Source organism: Cyclobacterium jeungdonense (assembly GCF_010994275.1).
Lineage (GTDB): Bacteria > Bacteroidota > Bacteroidia > Cytophagales > Cyclobacteriaceae > Cyclobacterium > Cyclobacterium jeungdonense.
The window spans coordinates 1-774 of record NZ_WMCD01000032.1 but is presented as its reverse complement, the minus strand read 5'-3'; the positions used below and the strand labels follow the sequence as shown (position 1 = coordinate 774).

Sequence of the window (774 nt, the reverse complement as noted above, 5' to 3'; positions counted from 1 at the left end):
TGAGAGTACCTTCCCAGGTATTCGATGACCTGTTTGGGGCCAAAGAATGGTTTTTTGCAATAGATGACCCATTTCTTAGAGAATAATAGTTTTGCAGTTTTCGGATCTAACAATGTCTTTTCCCTTAGTGCCTGCACCATTCTGGCTCTGAAGACGGTGGACATTTTCTTTACCGGAAAAAGGAAACGCCCCTTAGAGAGAGAAGCCTTCCATTTACCGGAAGGTGTCAGTCCACCGGCTGGAACAATACAGTGCAGATGAGGATGTAAGCTTAGGTTCTGGCCCCATGTATGTAAAACACTTACCATTCCAGTCCTTGCACCTAGCAACTTGGGGTTTGCGGCAAAGTCCCTTACGACTGACCATGCGGTTTGAAAAAGCATGTGGTAAAGCATAGCAGGTTTGCTCAACGCCAATTCATTGAGCGTATCAGGCAGGGTGAACACAATATGAAAGTAGGAAGCATTCAGCAGATCCTTTTCCCTGTCCTGTATCCAACGTTCACGCAGGTGTCCCTGGCAGCGGGGACAATGCCTGTTTCGGCAACTATTGTAACTGATGTGTAGCTTGTTGCAATCAGGATTGTCACAACGGTCGATATGCCCTCCCATCTCAGCGGTTCGGCAACGCATCAGCGCATAAAGCGTTCGGGCTTTCCACGTATTGGAGGCTATCGTTGGAATATCGGTATGGAAAGCTCTGATAATATCGGCAAGCTGACAGGCGGAATACCTATTGCTCATAAAGTTTCTCCAGTGGGCTAAACGGAGTCCT

At 47.4% G+C, this 774-nt stretch carries 1 protein-coding gene; it reads right to left on the bottom strand.

Features of this window, described 5'->3' with window-relative positions; all coding sequences use genetic code 11:
* Positions 1-743: IS91 family transposase (locus GKS34_RS23190; protein WP_163387532.1), on the bottom strand; the 743-nt coding region annotated here is incomplete at its 3' end.
* Between the last annotated feature and the right edge of the window lie 31 nt (positions 744-774).